The organism is uncultured Succinivibrio sp. (genome assembly GCF_902756765.1).
Taxonomy (GTDB): domain Bacteria; phylum Pseudomonadota; class Gammaproteobacteria; order Enterobacterales; family Succinivibrionaceae; genus Succinivibrio.
The window spans coordinates 1-2,225 of sequence record NZ_CACVSS010000187.1 but is presented as its reverse complement, the minus strand read 5'-3'; the positions used below and the strand labels follow the sequence as shown (position 1 = coordinate 2,225).

Annotated in this window: 2 protein-coding genes; both read right to left on the bottom strand. The window is 38.4% G+C overall.

What is annotated here, in order from left to right; translation table 11 throughout:
- Positions 1-1,539: SurA N-terminal domain-containing protein (locus tag QZU45_RS12245; RefSeq protein WP_295355692.1), on the bottom strand; the 1,539-nt coding region annotated here is incomplete at its 3' end.
- A gap of 198 nt (positions 1,540-1,737) precedes the next feature.
- Complete coding sequence (locus tag QZU45_RS12240; protein WP_074942452.1) at positions 1,738-2,115, bottom strand: hypothetical protein; 378 nt, start codon at positions 2,113-2,115, stop codon at positions 1,738-1,740.
- Positions 2,116-2,225: the final 110 nt, after the last annotated feature.

Genomic DNA, 2,225 nt, shown 5'->3' with positions numbered 1-2,225 from the left:
CTCAAGTTTCTCCTGAGCCTTGTCAAAAGCGATTGCATCAGCAGCAACAGTCTTAACCTCTGCTGCAACATCCTCAAATTTCTTCAGGCTTGCATCCTTGTACTCGGTAACATTGATGAAAGCACACGCATCATTACCAAGCTGAATAATATTACTGTTCTGATTTGAGGTACGAACATTCTCATCAAAGGCAACCTTCTGAACTTCACGGGTATTCAATGGCCAAGGAAGAGACTCATCTCCAAAAGCTACAGCACCTGACTGCTGAACCTTAACTTCTGCCTTTTCAGCTGCAAGATCAAGAGAATCTGGATTCTCGTAAGCTAAATTAGTAAATGTTGAGCTCTTCTGGGTGTATAAATCAAGAGCCTGAGCATCGATAACTTTCTCTTTAACCTGATCTTTGACATCTGCTAGAGCAGGAATTCTTTCCTTGGTAATGCCGTCAAGACGGATAATGTGGGCACCTGCATTATCAACGATAACCTTTGAATAACTGCCGACCTTCTCAAGTGAAAACAGGGCTATATCAAGCTGTGATGACAGATTCCCCTTCTCAAGACTTCCAAGTGAACCATGGGTCTTCTTAAAGTCAGCATCATCAGAGTATTTCTCTCCAACTGATTCAAATGATTTTCCTTCGTTCAGCATTGCCAGAGCTTCATTAGCTTTTTTCTCGAAATCAGCTGTTGAAGCCTTAATCAGGATCTGTGAACATTCACGTTTCTCAGGGATAGTGAAATCAGTCTGGTTTAGATTGAAGTATTCTTCAAGCTTGCCCTCATCAACCTTAACCTGCTTCTTTAAATCGTTTACTGACAGAACAACATAGTTGAACTTAACAGTAGCTGGAGCCATGAACTTATCATGATGCTCATCATAGAATTTCTTAATCTCATCATCTGAAAGATTAATGGTATCCCTGATATCTTTGATATTGATGCTGTATAAATCAACAACACGGCTCTGAGCAAACAGCTTAGCTAAAAGTTCAACCTCATAAGGATAAACGGTAGAAGCTGATCTTAAAACAGGTTCTGCAATAGTTTCCTGAGCCAGAGATGCTCTCATCTGCTGAGCAAAATAATCAGGTGATGAGCCCATATTTTTAACAGTGGCTAGGAAAACATCGTTATTGAATTTACCATCCTTGAAGAAAGCCTTTTCCTTGCGGATTGCATCCTTAACCTGTTCGTCACCGATTCGAATACCCTGCTTGTAGGTTTCTGAAGCTAATGCTGCATTATCAATCAGACGCTCTAGCACCTGCATTCTTAAAACCTTAACAGCTTCAGGATTCTCAAGCATATCGTGAATAGATGGACCATACTGGTTCTGCATAGCTCTTACCTGATCCTGATAGCTTGAATTCCACTGATTAGCAGAAATCTTGATATCGCCAATCTCAACAGGATCGGTATTCAATCTTGGGATAAGGTAATTACCAACACCCGCAAAAATAAAAGATAAAATAATAATCCAGAAAATTATCTTAAAAACTTTTCCATGCGCACCGTCACGCAGTTTATCGGTCAACATTTTAATATTATCTCCGCAACCTTATGCTTCCCTTTTGGAACAAATTAACACCTGATTTTGACACTCTTCCTAAGCTAAAGCAAGAATATTCAGGCAATTAAATGAGGTTAGCCACAATCCTTAAGCAATTCTCTTTATCTGTGAGTAAATACTGTAAAAGTTAATATACAAACAGAAGAGGCTTTTCAGAACAAACAGTTAGTCTTTCTTATCGTGGGCTCTAATGTACTCAATAATTGGAGGTAGAAGATCATCTTCAATATGAGCAATCTTCTGTCTTAAAACAAAAGAGTTATCATCCTTGAGGTATTCAAGATTATCCTGACACTCCATCAGCATTGGCAGAGTATTCTCCACACTGATGCATAATGGCTTGATAATCTTTAAAAATGCCTCTGGATTTACAACCTTGTCTGAATTGATCTGAGGTGCAATTTTCTCCAGTATTTCAATCAGAGAGTCAGCTGATTTGAAGATTTTGGAAATCTCATCCTCAATGCCGCTCTTTTTTTTGTCGTCTGATACTTCATCATCAAACTTAACAAAATCGTCTTTGTTATCTAGCTCTTCACTCATAACTAAGGAAACATCCCTGTGTAATTATAAAAATTTGTGCTCTTATACAAGAGTTTTAATCATAGAAAATCTCCTCATTTCTGAGGAGATTTAAAGCTTAAACCTTTTTC